At 57.8% G+C, this 21,219-nt stretch carries 15 protein-coding genes and 1 riboswitch; of the genes, 4 read left to right on the top strand and 11 right to left on the bottom strand.

What is annotated here, in order from left to right:
* Positions 1-190 precede the first annotated feature (190 nt).
* Positions 191-1,042, bottom strand: a complete 852-nt coding sequence (gene murI / locus G9X48_RS21255; protein ID WP_029039320.1) for a glutamate racemase — start codon at positions 1,040-1,042, stop codon at positions 191-193.
* Positions 987-2,840: a TonB-dependent vitamin B12 receptor BtuB gene (gene btuB / locus G9X48_RS21250; protein WP_007892506.1), complete on the bottom strand. Its 1,854-nt coding sequence runs from the start codon at positions 2,838-2,840 to the stop codon at positions 987-989. The genes murI and btuB overlap by 56 nt, the downstream gene beginning before the upstream one ends.
* 69 nt (positions 2,841-2,909) lie before the next feature.
* Positions 2,910-3,095: riboswitch (cobalamin riboswitch) on the bottom strand.
* 119 nt (positions 3,096-3,214) lie between these two features.
* On the opposite strand from btuB, the gene trmA reads away from it, so the two are divergent.
* A complete protein-coding gene (gene trmA, locus G9X48_RS21245; RefSeq protein WP_032973505.1) occupies positions 3,215-4,315 on the top strand; it encodes a tRNA (uridine(54)-C5)-methyltransferase TrmA in 1,101 nt (366 codons plus the stop codon).
* Between the two features lie 27 nt (positions 4,316-4,342).
* On the opposite strand, the gene G9X48_RS21240 is transcribed toward trmA, so the two are convergent.
* Both G9X48_RS21240 and fabR read right to left on the bottom strand, forming a co-directional pair.
* On the bottom strand, positions 4,343-4,702 hold the full coding sequence (locus tag G9X48_RS21240; protein ID WP_032988613.1) for a YijD family membrane protein: 360 nt from the start codon (positions 4,700-4,702) through the stop codon (positions 4,343-4,345).
* Between the two features lie 10 nt (positions 4,703-4,712).
* Positions 4,713-5,351: an HTH-type transcriptional repressor FabR gene (gene fabR / locus G9X48_RS21235; protein ID WP_007779290.1), complete on the bottom strand. Its 639-nt coding sequence runs from the start codon at positions 5,349-5,351 to the stop codon at positions 4,713-4,715.
* A 193-nt stretch (positions 5,352-5,544) separates the two neighbouring features.
* On the opposite strand from fabR, the gene sthA reads away from it, so the two are divergent.
* Positions 5,545-6,945 carry a Si-specific NAD(P)(+) transhydrogenase gene (gene sthA, locus G9X48_RS21230; protein WP_007779293.1) on the top strand — a complete coding sequence of 467 codons (1,401 nt, stop codon included), beginning with the start codon at positions 5,545-5,547 and terminating at the stop codon, positions 6,943-6,945.
* Here the strand turns inward: sthA and oxyR are convergent.
* The 5 genes from oxyR to argC form a co-directional block, all read right to left on the bottom strand.
* Positions 6,928-7,845 carry a DNA-binding transcriptional regulator OxyR gene (oxyR, locus tag G9X48_RS21225; RefSeq protein ID WP_004386937.1) on the bottom strand — a complete coding sequence of 306 codons (918 nt, stop codon included), beginning with the start codon at positions 7,843-7,845 and terminating at the stop codon, positions 6,928-6,930. The genes sthA and oxyR overlap by 18 nt on opposite strands.
* A 279-nt stretch (positions 7,846-8,124) precedes the next feature.
* Positions 8,125-9,498, bottom strand: a complete 1,374-nt coding sequence (gene argH / locus G9X48_RS21220) for an argininosuccinate lyase (protein ID WP_007892504.1) — start codon at positions 9,496-9,498, stop codon at positions 8,125-8,127.
* 198 nt (positions 9,499-9,696) lie between these two features.
* Entirely contained in the window at positions 9,697-10,914 is a 1,218-nt protein-coding gene (locus tag G9X48_RS21215; protein WP_004386940.1) for an argininosuccinate synthase, read from the bottom strand.
* Between the two features lie 27 nt (positions 10,915-10,941).
* Positions 10,942-11,718 carry an acetylglutamate kinase gene (argB, locus tag G9X48_RS21210; RefSeq protein ID WP_085958993.1) on the bottom strand — a complete coding sequence of 259 codons (777 nt, stop codon included), beginning with the start codon at positions 11,716-11,718 and terminating at the stop codon, positions 10,942-10,944.
* Positions 11,719-11,732: 14 nt separating this feature from the next.
* Positions 11,733-12,737: an N-acetyl-gamma-glutamyl-phosphate reductase gene (argC, locus tag G9X48_RS21205; protein ID WP_014729831.1), complete on the bottom strand. Its 1,005-nt coding sequence runs from the start codon at positions 12,735-12,737 to the stop codon at positions 11,733-11,735.
* Between the two features lie 180 nt (positions 12,738-12,917).
* On the opposite strand from argC, the gene argE reads away from it, so the two are divergent.
* Together argE and ppc are read left to right on the top strand one after the other, a co-directional pair.
* A complete protein-coding gene (gene argE, locus G9X48_RS21200) occupies positions 12,918-14,069 on the top strand; it encodes an acetylornithine deacetylase (RefSeq protein WP_007892500.1) in 1,152 nt (383 codons plus the stop codon).
* A 527-nt stretch (positions 14,070-14,596) separates the two neighbouring features.
* Positions 14,597-17,248 (top strand): phosphoenolpyruvate carboxylase, encoded by a 2,652-nt coding sequence (gene ppc, locus G9X48_RS21195; protein ID WP_097641710.1) that lies wholly within the window; start codon positions 14,597-14,599, stop codon positions 17,246-17,248.
* Between the two features lie 67 nt (positions 17,249-17,315).
* Here ppc and G9X48_RS21190 read toward each other — a convergent pair whose 3' ends face one another.
* Together G9X48_RS21190 and G9X48_RS21185 are read right to left on the bottom strand one after the other, a co-directional pair.
* Positions 17,316-18,407, bottom strand: coding sequence for a fimbrial protein (locus G9X48_RS21190; protein ID WP_097641709.1), 1,092 nt, complete (start codon positions 18,405-18,407; stop codon positions 17,316-17,318).
* A gap of 108 nt (positions 18,408-18,515) precedes the next feature.
* A complete protein-coding gene (locus G9X48_RS21185; RefSeq protein ID WP_105629589.1) occupies positions 18,516-21,185 on the bottom strand; it encodes a fimbria/pilus outer membrane usher protein in 2,670 nt (889 codons plus the stop codon).
* Between the last annotated feature and the right edge of the window lie 34 nt (positions 21,186-21,219).

Below are 21,219 nucleotides of genomic sequence, written 5' to 3'. Positions count from 1 at the left end.
CGCGAGGTGGCGTATATTACGCTTTCCTCTTTCAGAGTCAAGCGTTTATTTTCGCTTTCGTCTGCCTGACGGGCCGGCTCGTTTGCCGTTGTGCCGTGTCAGTGGAGGCGCATTATAGGGAGTTCTTTCCGCCTGACAACCCCTAATTTCAAAAAACTTTTCAACCGTCTCTTTTTTGTGCAAAAAACCTTTAGAGTGGCAGTTTTTCGAGCTTATTGAAGCCGTAACGCTGCAAAACGGACATTAACTGCGCAACTTCCGGCGTTAATGCCATACAGTAAGCAATATTCTCATCAGAAGAAGACGCATCCGGTGCTTCATGCTCCAGCAGCCACGCGGTGCGTCTGGCAATCGCCGCGCCCGAATCCACCAGCCGTGTGCCTTCCGGCAGCACCTGCAACAGCTCGTCGGCCAGCAGCGGGAAGTGCGTACAACCGAGCACAACGGTATCCGGCGGCTCCGGCATACGCAGCCACGGGCGCAGCACGCGGCGCAGCGCCTCCAGAGAGACCGGTTCGCCGTGCAGTTTCGCCTCAGCAATTTCCACCAGCTCCGCCGAGCCCAGCATTTCTATCTGGCATTCATTGGCGAAGCGCGCAATCAGCTCATGCGTATAAGGACGCTTAACGGTGCCACGGGTCGCGAGCAGCCCTACCACACCGTTCGCCGTCAGACGCGCAGCCGGTTTGATAGCAGGCACTACGCCCACCACAGGAAACGCGAATTTTTCACGCAAGGCAGGGAGAGATACCGTACTGGCAGAGTTGCAGGCGATAACGGCGAGCGCCAGGGGGTAGCGCGCCTGAACGGCAGTCACAATTTCGACCACACGCTCAACGATAAACGCTTCGCTTTTCTCGCCATAGGGGAATGCAACGTTATCGAAAGCGTAGATGTAATGCAGATCCGGCAGGAGATGCCGGATCTCATCATAAACAGAAAGCCCACCCACGCCGGAATCAAAAACCAGAATGGTTGGGCGGGCCTCAGAAGGTGTAGCTGCCTGACAACGTGTATTCTCGTCCTGCAGTCGCGTAGCCATAAGCCGTCTCGTAATCTTTATCGAACAGATTAGCTATTTTACCACGAACTGTAAGGTGAGAGGTGACCGGATACGAAACCGCGACATCCCAAAGGCTGACGCCGCCGAGCTTCACTTTTTTTGATGGGATAGCATTAAAATTAGTATCGTCACGCTCGCCGATATACTGGTAAGTGACATCCCACCCAAAGTCTGAGACTTCACCGCTGAGATCGTATTTCACCTGTTGTCTGGCGCGGCGCTGTAAACGCTCATGAGTTTCATCATCACGCGGATCGATATACTGCAACGTAAGCTGATGACTTACAGGCCCGGTGGTCAGATTGCCAGTCCACTCCACTCCTTTAATCGTGGCGGATTTGACGTTGTAATAAGCGTTATTGTTATAGCTTATCAGGTTGTCAATCTTGTATCGCCACGTCGACAAGCGCCAGTCCAGAGGACCGGTTACCCCTTCAATGCCTGCTTCCCACTGTCTGGATTTTTCCGGCTGAAGATCCGGGTTGGACGCAATATGATACTGCGGCGACCCAAACTGCTGGGTCAGGCCCGGCGCCAGAAACCCTGTACCATATGAAAGGGTGGCGCGGTAGCCATCCACAAACTCCCATCCAGCAGCGGTCTGCCAGGTGCCATGCCAGCCAAACTGCTCATCATGATCTTCACGACCTGACGCTTCGAGCGTGACATTATCAAGCACCTGTTGCTGGCCGGTAAGGTAAATCCCCGTGGTATCGCGTTTATAGCGGTCAGTATCAGCCTGCGTGACTGACGTGAGTTTTTCTTGCTTCCAGTCCACTCCGGCACTGACAGAACCGTGACCGACAACAAGGTTGTTACCCCACTGAATATAACGCTGTTCCATGCGATCAAGCGTCGTGCCATCCTGGTAACGGCCATAAAGGCTGCTGTAGTTATAGCTTTTCAGCTTCTGGAAACTGGCGATGAGCTGAGAAGAGTAGATGTCGGCGTTATAGCGTAATCCGGTGTCCCAGGACTGATTGTCATACTGGTTTTCATCCGCGCTGAATGCCGGAGAAAACGGCGGGCTGCCCACATCGAAATCGGCGTTATTGGCATAACCATAGCCGCGAAAGAAACCCTCAACGTTGTCAGAGAAATGATGTTGAAGGCTGCCAAAAAACGTTTTATTACGATAACCGTCGCGGTCGCTGTCATGGCTCCATGTCGATCCCGGCTGAACGTTAAACCCGTGAGTCGTCTGATACGCGCCTATCGCCGTTACCACCGTGTCGCCAAAACGCTGACGCAGCGTGCCCGAATATTCCTGATAGCCCTTAGAACCGACGCCAGCATCAATCCGTAACACTTCATCATCACTCTGCGTGATGATATTAATCACGCCCCCAATCGCTCCGGAGCCATATACCGCCGAACGCGGCCCGCGAATAAACTCAATACGCTGAATTAGCGACACCGGGATTTGATAAAGATTGGAGTCATTGGAAAGGTTTGGGCGAGAAACTGGCACGCCGTCCATCAGGATGAGCGCGTGGCGTGAATCCGTGCCGCGGACATAAACGGAAGCGAGTTGCCCCATTCCCCCGTTTTGTGAAATATCCACGCCAGGCAAACGACGCAGCACATCCAGCACTGTCTTAGACTGCCATTTATCGATTTGCTCACGCGTCACGACATCAGTCGGCGCCAGCACTGTATTGACCGGTTGCTGAAAACGGTTGGCGGTCACCACCAGAGAATCTGAGCCGCTATCCTGCGCCCAGCCAGAAAACGCCGTGACGGAAAGCGCCGTCAGCAGCGAGATTTTTTTTATCATCATTAATATAAGCATCCGCTTAACGTATAGGATGCCGCAGGCGCACTTAATAGAACGCGATAAGCGCGCGAGATGCGACGTGACTCCGGCAGGTCTTCGGGCTTGGAGGTGTGTTACGGATGAGGACTTCCCACCGGCGGGCCGGCAGTGTCTGCGAACGCGTTCATCCCACCTGTCTTTACCGCTGCGCGTCAGCTCCAGATTCGCACTGGATTCCCTTTTCACTCACAGGAGACCGGAAACGGCATGCTACATGGAGCGCCAGACAGAAGTCCAGACTTCCATCTGTGATGATGCAAAAACAATCAACGCTGGACATCACGCCCGCATTCCCTACAATCCCGGCGTAAATTTTTATCACCCCAGGACGCATGATGACCCCCGAACATCTCCCCATCGATCAATACGACGCACAGCTGGCCGAAAAAACAGAGCGCCTGCAAAGCATGATGGCGCCTTTCGCCGCGCCAGCGCCGGAGGTGTTCCGCTCGCCGGTAAGCCACTACCGCATGCGCGCCGAGTTCCGCCTCTGGCATGACGGCGACGACCTCTACCACATCATTTTCGATCAGGAGACGCGCAGCCGTATTCGCGTCGACAGTTTCCCGGCGGCGAGCGAGCTGATTAACGCCCTGATGCCGCGCATGATCGCGGGCATTCGCGACAACCGCACGCTGCGCCATAAGCTGTTCCAGATTGACTACCTGACCACCCGTAGCCAGCAGGCGGTCGTCTCGCTGCTCTATCACCGCGCGCTGGATGACGCCTGGCGTGAAGAGGCGACGCGTCTTCGCGACGCGCTGCGCGCCGACGGCTTCGACGTCCACTTCATTGGCCGCGCGACGAAAACCAAAATCATGCTCGATCAGGATTACATCGACGAGCGCCTGCCGGTCGCGGGCACAGAGATGATTTACCGCCAGGTGGAGAACAGCTTTACCCAGCCAAACGCGGCGATGAACATTCATATGCTGGAGTGGGCGCTGGATGTCACGCAGGGTTCAAAGGGCGATCTGCTGGAGCTTTACTGCGGTAACGGCAATTTCTCGCTGGCGCTGGCGCGCAACTTTAACCGCGTGCTGGCGACAGAAATCGCCAAGCCGTCCGTCGCCGCCGCGCAATACAACATTGCGGCCAACCACATCGACAACGTACAGATTATCCGCATGGCGGCGGAAGAATTTACCCAGGCGATGAATGGCGTGCGTGAATTTAACCGCCTGCAGGGGATCGACCTGAAAAGCTATCAGTGCGAGACGATCTTTGTCGATCCGCCGCGCAGCGGGCTGGATCAGGAAACGGTCAAAATGGTGCAGGCGTATCCGCGTATCCTTTATATCTCCTGCAACCCGCAAACACTTTGCGAGAACCTCGACACGCTAAGCCAGACGCACCGCGTTGAGCGCCTCGCGCTGTTCGATCAGTTCCCTTACACCCACCACATGGAATGCGGCGTGCTGTTAACGCGCCGCTAATAAAAAGGGCGCCGCGGCGCCCTTTCTTTACTCTTCGTAGCGCGCCTTGCGCTGACGCAGGCGAAAACCAATCCAGAACAGCAGCACCACCGATAACACCGACGGCAGGAAGTTAGAACCAATCGCCGGGTATTCGGCGCGCACCACAGCGCTGTACAGCAGCACGCCCAGAATAAAGCAGGCGGCGGCGATGCCAGGCAGGCCCACCGGCATCGTGCGGTTAAGGTAACGCTGATGCAGACAGTACACCGTCAGCGCCAGGGAAATAATCGGGAAAATCGAGAAAGGCACGATGGAGCTAAACAGCGCCGCGCAAGTGCCGTTAATTGACAGGCCAGCTAACAGCGCCAGCAGCAGCGTACCCTTTTCTTGTGTCGTGGTTCTCATTGCTCGTCCTTCACTTATCGGAATTTTGCGCCATCTTTTCTTGTTCGCGACGGTACCAGTAGTAAGCGCCTTTGGAAATCATGCGCAGCTGCAAGACCAGTCGCTCTTCTAATTGCCCGCGCTGTTCCGGGCTCACATCCAGCGCCTCAGCGCCAGCGCTAAAGACGATGGTCACCATCGCCTCCGCCTGAGCCTCGGTAAACGCGCGCGGCATATGATTTTCGAGTTCCAGATAATCGGCAAGTTCCGCGATGAAATGCTGGATTTCACGCGCCACGGCGGCGCGAAACGCCGCAGACGTGCCGGAGCGCTCGCGAAGCAGCAGCCGGAAGGCGTTCGGGTTATTGCCGATAAACTCCATAAAGGTGGAGACCGACGTGCGGATCACGCTGCCGCCTTTGGCGATGCGCTGGCGCGCCTGGCGCATCAGCTGGCGCAGCATCAGCCCGCTTTCATCCACCATCGTCAGACCCAGCTCATCCACATCGCGGAAATGCCGGTAAAACGAAGTCGGCGCGATACCGGCCTCGCGCGCCACTTCGCGCAGGCTCAGGCTGGCAAAACTTCTTTCCGCGCTTAGCTGACTAAACGCGGCTTCCACCAGCGACCGCCGGGTTCGTTCTTTTTGTTGCGCTCTGACGCCCATCACGTTGCCTGATTCCTTCCTGTTGAAACGGCACTATACCAGTTTTAAAACTACCGGGTTTATAACGGATTGTGAATGATTGTTTACGAAGCGGAGGCTACCAGAGATGGCAAAACGCACAGGGAGAATTGGGTTATTCTTTGGGTGATGTTACTATTCTGTTGCTTTTATGTATAAGAACAAGGTAAGCCTTACCATGCCACAAACCTACGATTATGATGTAATAGTGATTGGCTCTGGCCCTGGCGGCGAAGGCGCTGCAATGGGCCTGGTGAAACAGGGCGCCACGGTAGCCGTGATAGAGCGCTACCATAATGTCGGCGGCGGTTGCACCCACTGGGGCACCATCCCGTCGAAAGCGCTACGCCACGCCGTCAGCCGTATCATTGAATTTAACCAGAACCCGTTATACAGCGCCCACTCCCGTCCTCTCCGTTCCTCTTTCGCCGACATCCTCAACCACGCCGACAACGTGATCAATCAGCAGACCAACATGCGCCAGGGCTTTTATGAGCGCAACCGCTGCCAGATCCTGCAAGGCGACGCGCGTTTTATTGACGAGCATACGATTGAGCTGACCTGTCACGACGGCTCGATAGAGACCCTGACCGCAGAGAAATTCGTGATTGCCTGCGGCTCGCGTCCTTATCATCCGGACGATGTGGATTTCACTCACTCGCGCATCTACGACAGCGACTCCATCCTCAGCATGCATCATGAGCCGCGCCACGTGATTATTTACGGTGCGGGCGTCATCGGCTGTGAATATGCGTCGATTTTTCGCGGGATGAACGTCAAGGTGGATCTCATCAACACCCGCGACCGTCTGCTGGCGTTCCTCGATCAGGAGATGTCCGATTCGCTCTCATACCACTTCTGGAACAGCGGCGTGGTGATTCGCCACAACGAAGAGTATGAGCGTATCGAAGGCGTGGATGACGGCGTGATTGTGCACCTGAAATCAGGCAAGAAAGTGAAAGCTGACTGCCTGCTCTATGCCAACGGACGCACCGGCAACACCGATTCGCTGGCGCTGGAGAATATCGGGCTTGAGGCCGATGGCCGCGGGCTGCTGAAAGTCAACAGCATGTACCAGACCGCGCTGCCGCACATCTATGCCGTGGGCGATGTGATCGGTTATCCGAGCCTGGCTTCCGCCGCCTACGATCAGGGCCGCATCGCCGCGCAGGCGCTGGTGCAGGGCGTGGCGTCGGCGCACCTGGTGGAAGATATTCCAACCGGCATCTACACCATTCCGGAAATCAGCTCCGTCGGCAAAACCGAACAGCAGCTCACCGCCATGAAAGTGCCTTACGAAGTGGGACGCGCGCAGTTTAAACACCTGGCGCGCGCGCAAATTGTGGGCATGAACGTGGGCACGCTGAAGATTTTGTTCCACCGCGAAACCAAAGAGATTCTGGGAATTCATTGCTTTGGGGAGCGCGCGGCCGAGATTATTCATATCGGCCAGGCGATTATGGAGCAGAAAGGTGGCGGTAACACCATTGAGTACTTCGTTAACACCACCTTTAACTACCCGACGATGGCGGAAGCCTATCGGGTCGCCGCGCTGAACGGCTTAAACCGCCTGTTTTAACGCGCTGTCGAAGCGGCCATCCATCTGTTTGCGGATGGCCTCTGCGAGCTGCTCATAGCGGCTGCGCAGCGGCGAGCCCGGACGATACACCAGACCAATGGTGCGTCGCGGTTCCGGCTTCACGCAGGGCAGATAAACCACGCCATCGCGATGACGTTCCGGCGGTACGGCGAGCGCAGGCAAAAGCGTAATGCCGCTGCCTGCCGCCACCATATTACGCAGCGTTTCAAGGCTGGTCGCGCGGAAATGCGTGTCTTCATCCGCGCCCGCTTCGAAGCAAAAGCCCATCGCCTGATCGCGCAGGCAGTGGCCGTCTTCCAGCATCAGCAGTTTTTCGCCCGCCAGTTCGCCCATCGGCACGCGGTCGCGTCCGGCCCACGGGTGATCTTCATAGACCGCCAGCAGCATCGGCTCATCAAACAGCGGCACTTCGATAAAGGCTTCGCTCTCTTTGACCAGCGCAAGGATAGCGCAGTCGAGCTTGCCGCTGTCGAGCTGGGCCAGCAGTTGATGCGTCTGCGCTTCATGCAGATACATTTCGAGTTTGGGGAAGGTCTGGTGCAGCATCGGGATGATTTGCGGCAGCAGATAAGGGCTGATGGTCGGGATAAGGCCAATATGCAGCGGGCCGGACATGGTTTCGCCCTGCTGGCTCGCCATCTCCTTCAGCACTTTAACTTCACGTAAAACGGTACGCGCCTGGTCTACCAGCAGCAGCCCCGCCTGCGTGAACAGCACTTTGCGGCTGGTGCGTTCCAGCAGCATCACGCCGAGTTCATCTTCAAGCTTACGGATTTGACCGCTCAGGGTTGGCTGACTCACGTGGCAGGCGTCCGCCGCACGCCGGAAATGGCGATGTTCGGCAAGGGCCACCAGGTATTCAAGATCACGAATATTCATTCTTCATCCTCCGCCGCCATGATAGTTCATGGCGATAGATAGCATAGCAACCAACGATTATCCCTATCAAGCACGAAAGTGAATAATAGCCTCAGCCGCGGAGAACATCACTCCTTACCCTCACTGAGTGATAACCCGCACACAGAGTCTCTCTGTTAGCCGTATAACTAAAGCCAACGTGAACTATTTAGCGGACAGTAAGTCCGCTTTTTTTTGCCTGCGTTTCGGGACGCATAAAAAAAGCCCGACATCCGCCGGGCTTTCTTCTGCCATTCGCTATTATGCCAGTCGCGCTTTCGCCGCGCTAATGGCCTGCGCCACCTGCACCGGCGACACGCCGCCCTGCGCCGCGCGCTTATCAAGACACGACTGGAGCGACAGCACCGGGTACACATCGTCACTGATTACCGGGCTGAATTTTTGCAGGTCGCCGAGCGCCAGATCTTCCAGCGGTTTGCCCTGACGAATCGCCTCCACCACCGCCTCGCCCACAATGTGGTGCGCTTCGCGGAACGGCACGCCTTTAGCGACCAGGTAATCCGCCAGTTCCGTGGCGTTAGCGTAGCCCTGCTGCGCGGCTTCCTGGCAGCGCGGACGTTTCACCTGAATGCCGTCCAGCACCAGCGCCGCCATATGCAGGCAGTCAAGCCAGGTGTCGAGCGCGTCGAACAGCCCTTCTTTATCTTCCTGCATGTCTTTGTTGTACGCGAGCGGCAGGCCTTTCAGCGTCATCATCATGCCGGTGAGCGCGCCCTGCACGCGGCCGCACTTGCCGCGGATCAGCTCCAGCGCGTCCGGGTTTTTCTTCTGCGGCATTAACGAGGAGCCAGACGTCACGCGATCGGACAGCTCGACAAACCCCGCTTCGCCGGAGTTAAAGAAAATCAGGTCTTCGGCGAAACGCGACAGATGCACCATGCTGATGGCGGCGTCCGACAGCAGCTCCAGCACATGGTCGCGATCGGAAACGCTGTCCAGGCTGTTGCGCGTGGCGCTTGCGAAGCCGAGCCAGCCCGCCAGTTGTTCACGGTCGATCTCATACGCCGTACCGGCGAGCGCGCCGCTGCCAAGCGGGCTGACGTCCAGACGTTTCAGCGTATCTTTCAGGCGGCTTTCATCGCGCGCCAGCATTTCGACATACGCCAGGCACCAGTGCGCAAACGTCACCGGCTGGGCGCGTTGCAGATGGGTGTAACCCGGCATCACCGCATCCTGGTTTTCCTCGGCGGTGACCACCAGCGCCTGCTGGAGCTGACGCGTGGCGCTCAGCAGCGCATGCACCTGGGTTTTGCACCAGAGCTTCAGGTCAGTCGCGACCTGATCGTTACGGCTGCGTCCGGTATGCAGTTTTTTGCCGAGCGGGCCGACTTTGTCGATAAGCTTGCCTTCCACCCAGCTGTGAATATCTTCCGCGTCGCTTTCCAGAATCGCGTGCGGGTTTTCCAGCACCTCTTCCAGCAGCGTATTGAGCGCGCCTTCAAGCTGGCTCTGCTCCTGCGCGGTCAGCACGCCGACCGTAACCAGCGCTTTAGACCAGGCCACGGAGCCGATAATGTCCTGCTCGGCGAGTCGGTAGTCAAAGCGCAGAGAGTCATTAAATTGTTTAAACCGCCCGTCTGCCGCCTGAGTAAAACGTCCGCCCCAAAGTGCCATAATCCGCTCCGTTATCTGTCTTGCAATGGCGGGGGTGCTTTCCCCGCACTACGACTGTTCTGGTTATCTCTTAAATGGCGGGTGCGCTTCGCTTACCCGCCCTACAAACTACGATGAGGCGCTTCGCTTACCTGTGCTCCCCTTACCGCGCGTAGGGCGGGTAAGCGTCAGCGCACCCGCCATCCACGCAACAGCAGATTACTTCTTCAGCTCATTCAGCGCACGGATGCGTGAAGAGAGCGAGAACAGACGGATAAAGCCGCCCGCATGGCTGTGGTCATACACTTCGTCTTCGCCGAAGGTCGCGAACTCTTCGTTATACAGGCTGTTGGTCGATTTCTTCTGAATCGCGGTCACACGGCCTTTATAGAGCTCCAGCACCACTTCGCCGCTCACCTGCTCAGCCAGCGACTGCGCCGCCGCCTGCAGGGACTGACGCAGCGGGGCGAACCAGCGGCCATCGTACACCACGTAAGACATCTCAAGGCCCACCTGCTCGCGCCATTTAAAGCTGTCACGATCCAGCACCAGTTGCTCAACGCCGCGCAGCGCCGCCATCATAATGGTGCCCCCCGGGGTTTCGTAGCAGCCGCGGGATTTGATACCCACCAGACGGTTTTCCACGATATCGATACGGCCCACGCCATGCTTCGCGCCGATTTTGTTCAGCACTTCCAGGCAGCCAAACGGGGTCAGATGCTCGCCGTTAACCGCAACCACGTTGCCTTTCTCAACGGTCACGGTCACCTGCTCCGCCTCATCCGGCGCGTCTTTAGGATCGACCGTCCAGACCCAGCAATCCTGGTTCGGCGCATTCCACGGGCTTTCCAGCACGCCGCCTTCGGTAGAGATATGCCAGGCGTTCTCGTCGCGGCTGTAGATTTTCTCAAGCGACGCGGTGGTCGGGATATCGCGCGCTTTCAGGTAATCCAGCAGCGCCTCACGGGAACGCAGGTTCCACTCACGCCACGGGGCGATAACTTTCAGGTGCGGGGCCAGCGCCGCCCAGGCGGATTCAAAACGCACCTGGTCGTTGCCTTTACCGGTCGCGCCGTGGCACAGCGCATCGGCGCCCACTTTCTTCGCCACGTCCACCAGCGCTTTGGCGATCAGCGGACGCGCCATTGAAGTGCCCAGCAGATAGCTGCCTTCGTACAGCGCGCCGGTTTGCAGCACCGGGTACACGTAATCTTTGATGAACTCTTCACGCGCATCGACCACATAGCACTCGGACGCGCCGGAGCGCAGCGCTTTCTGCTCAACGCCTTTCAGATCGTCACGATCCTGGCCGATATCGACCACGCAGGCGACCACGTCGCAGCCTTCATAGTTTTCTTTCAGCCACGGAATGATGGCAGAGGTGTCGAGGCCGCCGGAGTAAGCGAGAACCACTTTTTTGATGCCGTGATTTTGCATTGTCTTTTTCCTTTAAAAAATTTGTAATCAGGCCAAAATGCGCGTGCCGATGGACACGCCATTAAACAGGGCGGGCAACTGCTCCGCGTGGCGCCAGGAGGCGATGTCCACCGGGCGGCCCAGCGTGCGGGCGGCGTCCAGCGCCGCATGCACTTTAACGATCATCCCGTCGGTGATGATGCCCTGCGCGATAAGCTGCTCGGCTTTCGCAGAGGTCATCTCAGCGATGCGCTGGCCTTTGCCGTCCAGAATGCCGCTGACGTCAGAGAGCAGAATCAGATCCGCGCCAAGCGTCGCCGCAAGTGCCGTGGCCGCCTGGTCGGCGTTCACGTTCATCAGGTCGCCAGTATCGGTGACGCCAATCGAGCTAATCACCGGCATAAAGCCGTTTTCCAGCAGCGTGTTAATCAGCTTCGGCGACCCCGGATGCGCCTGGCCCACATGGCCCAGTTCTTCATCCAGCGGCGTCACGCTGACGCTGTCGCCGTCGCCCAGGAACAGGCCGACGGAGGCAATACCGTGTTTTTTCGCCCAGGCGAGGAGCGTCTTGTTGGCGGTGCCCGCCAGCGCGCCGGTAATAATGTCGATTTGATCGGCAGGCGTGACGCGCAGGCCGTCTTTCTTTTTCACCGGCAGGTTGAGCTGCTTCATCAGGTCGTCAACGAGGCAGCCGCCGCCGTGAACGATGACCAACGGGCGCTGATGCTCCTTGCGGTAGTTAACGAGGGCGGTAAAAAGACGCTCCAGCGCCTCTTCGCTGTCGAGCAACACACCGCCTAACTTAATGATTAACGGGTTCATCATCACACCTGACTCGGTTAAATAAGTGACTGCGTTTCGGCGAAGCCAAAACGAATATTCATACACTGCACCGCCTGCGCGGCGGCCCCTTTCAGCAGGTTATCTTCCGTGGCGACCACGATCAGATGTTCGCCCTGCACGGCGAAACCGATGTCGCAAAACGGCAGACCCACCACGTTTTTCAGCGCGGGCACGCCTTTGTCATACAGCCGCACCAGCGGTTTGTCGCCGTAAGCGTCCTGGAAGGTGGCGGCGACTTGCTGCGCGCTCACCCCCGGCTTCAGGCGACAGGTGATAGTTTCCAGAATGCCGCGCGGGAAGCTGCCGAGGTGCGGCGTGAAGATCACCTCCGCGCCCAGATGGCTCGCGATTTCCGGCTGATGGCGATGCGTAAAAATGCCGTAAGGCTGAAGGCTCACTTCGCAGAAGCTGTTGGAGATAGCCGCTTTTCGCCCCGCGCCGCTCACGCCGCTGGTAGCGTTAATCACCGGCCACTGGTTGAGATCCAGCAAACCCGCGTCAATCAGCGGTTTCAGCGAAAGCTGCGCCGCGGTCGGGTAGCATCCCGGCACCGCCACCAGCGTCGCTTCCTTCAGCGCATCGCGATTCCACTCCGCCAGGCCATACACCGCCTGCGCCAGCAGCTCCGGGTGCTGGTGCGTGAATCCGTAAAATTTGTCGTAGAACGCGGCGTCGTTAACGCGAAAGGCGCCGGAGAGGTCAAACACCACGCAGCCCGCATCGAGAAACTGCGGCGCGAGATCGTGGCTGACCTCATGGGCGGTGGCGAGAAACACCACATCCACGCCGTCGGTGAACTCGCGAATGTCGCTCATCGGCTGCAGCGGCAGGTCAAGCACGCCTTTCAGCTGCGGATGCAGATCGGAGATTAACTTTCCCGCATCATTGCTTTGCGCTGAGACCGTCAATGCGGTTATGTTCATATGCGGATGGCGATTCACGTAGGTCGCAAGCTCTGCGCCGGCATAACCACTGGCGCCAACAATCAGCGTGTTCAACATCGGGGCTGGATACCTTCTACCGTCATGTATTTCAGGCGCGGGCCTCCGGGCCGTTGCCGCGTCCGCGAGCGTATCGTCTTCACCGGAACCCGGCGGTTCCCTTACGCTCAACGTTAATGTATTTTTATTCATAAATACTGCATGAATATTGATACTATCACGACCTGAGGTCTGTCAACAGTGAAAATGAAATTACCGCCATTTATCGAGATTTACCGCGCGCTTATCGCCACACCTTCCATCAGCGCCACCGACAGCGCGCTCGATCAGAGTAATGCGACTTTAATCAATTTGTTGGCGGGCTGGTTTGGCAGTCTCGGCTTCCAGGTCGAAGTGCAGCCGGTTCCCGGTACGCGCAATAAATTCAATATGCTGGCGAGCACCGGCAGCGGCGCAGGCGGCCTGTTGCTGGCCGGGCATACCGATACCGTGCCTTTCGACGACGGACGCTGGACGCGCGACCCTTTCACGCTGACCGAGCATGACAACAAACTGTTCGGGCTTGGCACCGCCGACATGAAAGGCTTTTTCGCGTTTATTCTTGATGCGCTGCGTGACGTGGATGTGACGCAGCTGAAAAAACCGCTCTACATCCTGGCGACTGCTGATGAAGAGACAAGCATGGCGGGGGCGCGCTATTTCGCCGAAACCACTGCCCTGCGCCCGGACTGCGCCATTATTGGCGAGCCGACGTCGCTCCAGCCCATCCGCGCCCATAAAGGCCATATTTCCAGCGCGATCCGCGTGCAGGGGCAATCCGGCCACTCCAGCGACCCGGAGCGCGGCGTAAATGCTATTGAACTGATGCATGACGCCATCGGGCGCATTATGCAACTGCGCGATTCGCTCAAAGAACGCTATCACTATGACGCGTTTACGGTGCCTTACCCGACGCTTAACCTCGGCCATATCCACGGCGGTGATGCGTCGAACCGTATTTGCGCCTGCTGCGAACTGCATATGGATATTCGTCCGCTGCCGGGCATGACGCTTGACGATTTAAGCGGGCTTCTGAACGAGGCGCTGGAGCCGGTAAGCCTGCGCTGGCCGGGCCGTCTGACGGTTTTTGATCTGCATCCGCCAATCCCTGGCTACGAATGTCCGCCGGATCATAAGCTGGTGCAGGTGGTGGAAAATCTGCTCGGCGCGCAAACCGATGTGGTGAACTACTGCACCGAAGCGCCGTTTATTCAGACGATTTGCCCGACGCTGGTGTTAGGCCCCGGCTCGATTAATCAGGCTCACCAGCCGGATGAATATCTGGAAACGCGGTTTATCAAGCCGACCCGCGAGCTGATTTCGCAGGTGGTGCATCACTTCTGCTGGCACTGAATGCCCTGAATGTCACGGTGGATGCGCTGCGCTTATCCACCCTACGAAAATCCAGATCTCATCCCCAAGGGCGGGTAAGCAAAGCGCACCCGCCGTTGTAGCGCCGCCCTTTCACCGTAGGGCGGGTAAGCCATGCGCACCCGCCAGTCCGCTCGTCACATGCAGCCCATTTCACTGCTTTTACGCCCTGCCGCAGCGCGTGTGACTGCACATCGCGCCGCTCGCCTGCACGCTATCTTCATAAGCGTTACTTATCTGCAATAACGTGAATTAACTTTCATAAATTGCCGCACTTTATTCACCTGCTGAAGCGATTTCGCAGCAATTGACGAACGGGATTTCACGTGGCTTTATAAAAGACGACAAAGAGCTATGTCCGAAAGATTTCAAGTTGCAGCAAGGCGGCAAACGAGCCCATCCCAGGGAGCTTACATAAGTAAGTGACCTGGGTGGGCGAGTGCAGCCAACACAGCTGCGGCTTGAAAGATACAGGACATTTACAAGTGAGATGGGGTGTCTGGGGTTATATGAACGAACAATATTCCGCTTTGCGAAGCAATGTCAGTATGCTCGGCAAGTTGCTCGGGGATACCATCAAGGATGCGCTGGGAGAAAACATCCTTGACCGCGTAGAAACAATCCGCAAGTTGTCGAAGTCGTCCCGTGCTGGCAATGAAGCAGACCGCCAGGCGCTGTTAACCACGCTGCAAAACCTTTCCAACGATGAACTGCTGCCGGTGGCCCGCGCGTTCAGCCAGTTCCTGAACCTGGCCAACACCGCCGAGCAATACCACAGCATTTCGCCGAAAGGCGAAGCCGCCAGCAATCCGGAAATTATCGCCCGCACCCTGCGCAAGCTTAAAGATCAGCCCGATATCAACGAAACCGCCATCCGTCAGGCCGTGGAATCGCTGTCGCTGGAACTGGTGCTGACCGCGCACCCGACCGAGATCACCCGCCGCACGCTGATCCACAAAATGGTCGAAGTGAACAACTGTTTAAAACAGCTCGACCATAAAGATATCGCCGACTACGAGCGCAACCAGATCATGCGTCGCCTGCGCCAGCTTATCGCGCAGTCCTGGCACACCGACGAAATTCGCAAAAACCGCCCAAGCCCGGTAGACGAGGCCAAATGGGGCTTCGCCGTGGTGGAAAACAGCCTCTGGGAAGGCGTACCGAATTATCTGCGCGAGCTGAACGAACAGCTGGAAGCGCATCTCGATTACAAACTGCCGGTGGATTTTGTGCCGGTGCGTTTCACCTCCTGGATGGGCGGCGACCGCGACGGCAACCCGAACGTCACCGCGGATATCACCCGTCACGTCCTGCTGCTGAGCCGCTGGAAAGCGACCGACCTGTTCCTGAAAGATATCCAGGTGCTGATTTCCGAGCTCTCGATGGTCGAGTGCAGCGACGCGCTGCGTGAATATGTCGGCACCGAAGGCGCACAGGAGCCTTACCGTTACCTGCTGAAAGGGCTGCGCGCGCAGCTGCTCGCGACCCAGGCCTGGCTCGAAGCGCGCCTGAAAGGCCAGAAGCTGCCGAAGCCGCAGGGCCTGCTGACGCAGAACGAACAGCTCTGGGAGCCGCTCTACGCCTGTTATGAATCGCTCGTCGCCTGTGGTCTTGGGATCATCGCCAACGGCGAACTGCTCGACACGCTGCGCCGCGTGAAAGCCTTCGGCGTGCCGCTGGTGCGTATCGACATCCGTCAGGAGAGCACCCGCCACACCGAAGCGCTGGGCGAGCTGACCCGTTATCTCGGCATTGGCGACTACGAAAGCTGGTCGGAAGCCGATAAACAGGCGTTCCTGATTCGCGAACTGAACTCCAAACGTCCGCTGCTGCCGCGCCAGTGGGAGCCGAGCGACAACACCCGCGAAGTGCTGGAAACCTGCAAAGTCATCGCCGAAGCGCCGAAAGGCTCGATCGCCGCTTATGTGATTTCCATGGCGAAAACGCCATCCGACGTGCTGGCCGTTCACCTGCTGCTGAAAGAAGCGGGCATTGGCTTTGCGCTGCCGGTGGCTCCGCTGTTTGAAACGCTCGACGACCTGAACAACGCCAACGACGTGATGACCCAGTTGCTGAATATCGACTGGTATCGCGGCTTTATTCAGGGCAAACAGATGGTGATGATTGGCTATTCCGACTCCGCGAAAGACGCGGGCGTGATGGCCGCCTCCTGGGCGCAGTACCAGGCGCAGGACGCGCTGATCAAAACCTGCGAGAAAGCAGGCATCGCACTGACGTTGTTCCACGGTCGCGGCGGCTCTATTGGCCGCGGCGGCGCGCCGGCGCACGCTGCCCTGCTCTCCCAGCCGCCGGGCAGCCTGAAAGGCGGCCTGCGCGTCACCGAACAGGGCGAGATGATCCGCTTTAAATACGGTCTGCCGGAAGTCACCATCAGCAGCCTGTCGCTTTATACCAGCGCCATTCTGGAAGCCAACCTGCTGCCGCCGCCGGAGCCGAAAGCCGCCTGGCGTCACATCATGGATGAGCTTTCTAACATCTCCTGCACCATGTACCGCGGCTATGTGCGTGAAAACAACGATTTCGTGCCGTACTTCCGCTCGGCAACGCCAGAACAAGAACTTGGCAAACTGCCGCTCGGTTCACGTCCGGCCAAGCGTCGCCCGACCGGCGGCGTGGAATCGCTGCGCGCCATTCCGTGGATTTTCGCCTGGACGCAAAACCGTCTGATGCTGCCCGCCTGGCTTGGCGCGGGCGCCGCGCTGCAAAAAGTGGTGGAAGATGGCAAACAGGACGAGCTGGAAACCATGTGCCGCGACTGGCCGTTCTTCTCCACGCGCCTCGGCATGCTGGAGATGGTCTTCGCCAAAGCGGATCTGTGGCTGGCGGAATACTACGATCAGCGTCTGGTGAAAAAGGAACTCTGGCCGCTCGGCCGTGAGCTGCGTCAGTTGCTGGAAGCCGACATCAAAGTGGTGCTGGATATCGCCAACGACTCGCATCTGATGGCGGACCTGCCGTGGATTGCCGAGTCCATCCAGCTGCGTAATATCTACACCGACCCGCTGAACGTGCTTCAGGCAGAGCTGCTGCACCGTTCACGTCTGGCGGAAGAAGAAGGCAAACCCGCCGATCCGTGCGTTGAACAGGCGCTGATGGTCACCATCGCAGGCGTCGCGGCAGGGATGCGCAACACGGGCTGATGTCGCGCCTCAGAGGATAAAAAGCCCCGGCATGCCGGGGCTTTTTTTATGGGCGCAACGGTCAGCGTCAGTAATAGAGCACCGTAAACGTAATCGCGCCGTTTGCTTTGCCAGGGCGCATACGGTCTTCCGTTTGGACATAACGCGCCACAAACGGAATGCGGTGCGTGTTGACATCATCCGTGCTCAGATTCCAGTAGTTATTGGTATAGGTGTTCAGCGCCATTGGCTCATGCGTCGCATCCGACACATTGCCTTTGGCTATCTGAATCCCGATCCCGCTGGCGCTGTCGCTGCCAGGCGTCACGGAGAAGATACCGTTGTTCGCATCAATCACCGTCGTGGAAGGCTTCATCGTGATCCACACCGGGTTTGGCGAGGCGTTACCCATCGTCGTGATGCCGCTATCATTCGCGTCAATATTGGTACGAATACCCCAGGCGCGCGGGCAGTTGGTCAGGGTAATCGACGCATCGCGCCACTCTGTCCCGCTTCCTACGCCGCTGAAATCATTCTCCGCGCTCCAGGTGCCAAGCTTCACATTCACATCCGGCGTGGTACAGGAGAGCGCGGCGATATTGACCGAACCAGTAAAATTGATTTTCAGCGCGTTAAGCGGACTGCCAGCGGCGCCTGACGCGATGAAGTCAATCGCCATCGACGGCAGATCCTGGCCGTTCACATATCCCGGCTGAATAGGGCCGGTTTTGATGAGATAGAGCCAGAACTCACTGTTCACCGTATGGTTCACGTTCTGATTGGGTTCAGGTCGAATGGTATCGATGTAATAGATTCCCGGAATAGCGATGTTTTTGTCACCCTGCGCCCATACCGCGACCCCCACGCCCGGCAGGTTAGTGTCCCAGACTTTGTTGGGGAACGGCGAGCCGCTCCACGGTGAGAGCGCGTGCGGCGTGCTGGTCCAGTGATAATCATACGAAACGTCGTACGGAATGCTGTCGGTCGAGAGACAGTCAATCTTGACCGGCGCGCTGGGCATGTAATGCAACCGGTAGAGCGTGCGCCCGTCAGAGGCGTCAGAGCCGACGGAAATCGTCCCGTTAATCGGCAGCGTCACGTTCACCGCGTGCGATCCGGTGTGATAAGAACAGGAGGTAGAAGCCAACGCGTCTTTGCTGAATAGCAGCAGCAGAAGCATCCCGGCTCCGAGAGATAAAACGGTTTTCCTTACAGCCATAATTCCCTCTTTACAGTGCATCATTCCCGTCACAGGAAATAGGTGATTGGCCGGCCCGTCAGGCCGACGTTATCCGGCCGTGAGCGCCGTCTGCCGCCGCCGGTCGGTGGAGAGTTGCAGCGGCGATGAAGACGACGCCACGCCTGAGGGCGGCAGACACGGCGTCTCGAAACGCTGAATCGACTGGCGCTGTCCCTCCGCCTGCGGCATCAGCAAATAGCTGATAAGACACTGCATCCCTACGCTCTCGCCCCACTTAACCGTAAGCTGGCCCTGGTTGTTGCCAACGCGGGCATAAACCAGCCCGCCCTGTCCTGCCGAGCCCACCTGATTGCCTTCGGCATCAAACACCACCGCGCCGAACGGCACCGGTTCGCCCTGATAGTTCGACGCGATAAGTACCGGTGTGCCGGTATTGGTTTTGTAGGTGAGCTTCACCACTGCCCCAAGATACGGCGCTACTTTCTGCGACGTGTTCTCCAGCTCCACATTCACCGGCGCGGTTTTCGGATCGACCGTAATGTCGTTGAACTGGTACGGGTCGAGATACGGCACAGCGGCATAGCCACGTCCATCCACAAACACGCCAGGATAGGACGACACCGCCGCGCCGCGCGCGCCTTTCGCCTCAACCAGCGCGAAAGTGTCCGAGGTATAGGGCGTAAATGTCAGCCCACCGGAATGACCAAGAATGGTGCCGGTCGCGCCAAGCGACACGCTACTGTAGTGATCGCCCACGCTGTAGCCGCCACTCACTGAGGTAACCTGGCTGCGGTAATCGGCGTTAAACGAACCGCTGGTGCCTTGTCCCTGATCGCCGTTCATCGCGGTCACGCTGTAGTTCATCTGGTTATAATCGCCAAGCGAACCGGAAACGCCGACCTGCTGCCCGTCGTGGCCGTTGCTGTCGCGCGTCAAATCGATATGCGCGTGTGGCGTATGCTGTTCGAAGCCCTCGCCCAGCGGGAAGCTCATCGTCAGCAAATAGTTCGTCTGCCCTTCGTTCTCTTTGCTGTAGGTGCGGCTCACCGTCACGCCATACGTCAGGCTTTTATAGTTGTTGTTGTAACCGACCTGGAACTGTTTATCGGAGCCCGCTTTATTCCAGTAATCCTGTAACGAGCCGCTGAGATAAAACTGTCCCCAGCCGTCATCGAGCCCCTGGCTGACCGTTGCCACGAACTGATTTTTCATGCGCAGGATATTGTCTGGCGACTCGCCGCGATCGACCGCATCGCGCGTCAGCATGGCGGTCTGGAAATCCATATACTGACTGGTCGCGAAGCGATACGCCGCCAGTGAAATGTTGCTGCGCGTCTCCGTGATATCTTTGCTGAAGCTGATTTTATAGCTCTGCCCGCTCAGGCTGTCGGCCCGACGCTGGCCCAGGAAAGAGGTGCCGTTATCCAGATGCGTGCGCGCCTGCGTGACGTCCAGCGCCAGCGAGCCGATGGGCGTACCGAAAGCCATCCCGAACAGCAGCGCGTAATAGCCCTGGCTCACCTGCACGCCACCGTAACTCGTCAGGCGGTTGGAGATCCCGTACTGGTAAGTGGCCTGATACAGCGCCGGTTTGGTGCGCAGCGAATCGTTGCGATATTCACCTGCGACCACGGAATAACGCAGCGCGCCGGGGCGTAACTGCTGCGCCACCGAGGCATAAGGCACCTGGAAATGTTGTTCGCTGCCGTCGGCTTCATAAACCGTTACGTCAAGATTGCCGCCGTAGCCGGTCGGGTAGAGATCGTTAATCGCGAATTCGCCGGGCGCGACGGTGGTTTCATAAATGGTCTGCCCGCTCTGACGCACCGTCACGCGGGCGTTAGTACGGGCGACGCCGCGGATATCCGGCGCGTAACCGCGCTGCGATTCCGGCAGCATGCGCTCGTCGCTCGCGACCTGCACGCCTTTGAAAGGCAGCGTGTCAAACACCTGCCCCTGGGTGCTGGTTTCCCCGATCAACGCGCGTCCTTTGATAACCGGAATATCGCGTTGCAAATAGGTGCTGATGCTGCTGTATTGCCGCTCGCCCTCTTCCATATAGCTGTAATAGCCGTTATGACGAAGATACCAGGCACCGACGTTCAGGCCGCCTTCAAGGCTTGAATAAAAGGAATCGAGCGTTTTGCCATTCGCGTGGCTGGAATAACCATTCATGTTATACCCGAGCATCAGCGCAGGAATACCGCTGTCCCATAGCTCCGGGTTAACGCTGCCGCGCGCGTTATGCAGCAGGTAGATTTGCGGCACGGAAATATCGAGCCGCTGTTCGCTGGTATCAAAGGCGATTTCCGAATGCGGAAGCTTTTTCTCCAGATCAAGGCACTGTTCACCCTGCTGAAACGGCGTCAGGAAATCCTTAGGCAGCTTTTCATAATGAAACGGGATCGTTTTAATGAGGTCAGATGTCAGGCACACCCGGCTGGTTTTATCCGGCTGCGCCACGACATCGATTTCACTGGTGAGCGTCGCCTGGCCGTTGATATAAACCAGCGCACGATAGCGTCCCGGCAGCGCCGCCGCGCCATTAGCGAAACGGCTTAAATCTACCGAATTTTTATTTTCCAGGTTGAGGAAGATATTATCGAATTCGACATGCTCAGCGATATCGACCGGTTCTTGTTCAGACTTTCCCGGCAACTCCTGTGCCTTCCCCGGCGTCGCCAGCAGACAAATAATCACAGCCATTATGCCTGGAGAGAACGTCGCTGCCTCTCCCTGGCGAAACCTGTTTTTCATCGCGCTTCTCTTTTACGGTGATAGTTGAATAAAC

Origin of the sequence: Cronobacter sp. HA18006, from assembly GCF_011605445.1 — a bacterium.
Classification (GTDB): Bacteria; Pseudomonadota; Gammaproteobacteria; order Enterobacterales; family Enterobacteriaceae; genus Cronobacter; species Cronobacter sakazakii.
The sequence above is the reverse complement of the archived record's forward strand: the minus strand, read 5'-3'. Positions and strand labels throughout refer to the sequence as shown.

What these genes read in the sequence shown, in the direction of transcription:
- murI (WP_029039320.1), bottom strand. Translation starts at nt 1,042, where the DNA reads ATGGCTACGCGACTGCAGGACGAGAATACACGTTGTCAGGCAGCTACA.
- btuB (WP_007892506.1), bottom strand. Translation starts at nt 2,840, where the DNA reads ATGATAAAAAAAATCTCGCTGCTGACGGCGCTTTCCGTCACGGCGTTT.
- trmA (WP_032973505.1), top strand. Translation starts at nt 3,215, where the DNA reads ATGACCCCCGAACATCTCCCCATCGATCAATACGACGCACAGCTGGCC.
- G9X48_RS21240 (WP_032988613.1), bottom strand. Translation starts at nt 4,702, where the DNA reads ATGAGAACCACGACACAAGAAAAGGGTACGCTGCTGCTGGCGCTGTTA.
- sthA (WP_007779293.1), top strand. Translation starts at nt 5,545, where the DNA reads ATGCCACAAACCTACGATTATGATGTAATAGTGATTGGCTCTGGCCCT.
- oxyR (WP_004386937.1), bottom strand. Translation starts at nt 7,845, where the DNA reads ATGAATATTCGTGATCTTGAATACCTGGTGGCCCTTGCCGAACATCGC.
- argH (WP_007892504.1), bottom strand. Translation starts at nt 9,498, where the DNA reads ATGGCACTTTGGGGCGGACGTTTTACTCAGGCGGCAGACGGGCGGTTT.
- G9X48_RS21215 (WP_004386940.1), bottom strand. Translation starts at nt 10,914, where the DNA reads ATGCAAAATCACGGCATCAAAAAAGTGGTTCTCGCTTACTCCGGCGGC.
- argB (WP_085958993.1), bottom strand. Translation starts at nt 11,718, where the DNA reads ATGATGAACCCGTTAATCATTAAGTTAGGCGGTGTGTTGCTCGACAGC.
- argC (WP_014729831.1), bottom strand. Translation starts at nt 12,737, where the DNA reads ATGTTGAACACGCTGATTGTTGGCGCCAGTGGTTATGCCGGCGCAGAG.
- ppc (WP_097641710.1), top strand. Translation starts at nt 14,597, where the DNA reads ATGAACGAACAATATTCCGCTTTGCGAAGCAATGTCAGTATGCTCGGC.
- G9X48_RS21190 (WP_097641709.1), bottom strand. Translation starts at nt 18,407, where the DNA reads ATGCTTCTGCTGCTGCTATTCAGCAAAGACGCGTTGGCTTCTACCTCC.
- G9X48_RS21185 (WP_105629589.1), bottom strand. Translation starts at nt 21,185, where the DNA reads ATGAAAAACAGGTTTCGCCAGGGAGAGGCAGCGACGTTCTCTCCAGGC.